1 pseudogene is annotated in these 233 nt (G+C 49.8%); it reads left to right on the forward strand.

Going from position 1 to position 233, the window contains the following annotated elements:
* Nucleotides 1–233 (forward strand): annotated as a pseudogene (locus FC32_RS10710) (MSCRAMM family adhesin SdrC); the annotation flags it as partial.

Below are 233 nucleotides of genomic sequence, written 5' to 3' on the forward strand. Positions count from 1 at the left end.
GATGTGCTTGCGGACTCACTTACGCTTACTGATTCGCTCACGGATGTCGATGCGGATTCGCTCGCACTTACCGATTCACTCAACGATGTTGAGGCAGATTCGCTAGCACTCACTGATTCACTCACAGATGTGGAAGCTGATTCACTTACACTTACTGATTCGCTCACGGATGTCGATGCGGATTCACTGGCGCTTACCGATTCGCTTACAGATGTTGATGCAGACTCACTTGC

It is taken from the genome of Ligilactobacillus apodemi DSM 16634 = JCM 16172 (assembly GCF_001434405.1).
GTDB classification, from domain to species: domain Bacteria; phylum Bacillota; class Bacilli; order Lactobacillales; family Lactobacillaceae; genus Ligilactobacillus; species Ligilactobacillus apodemi.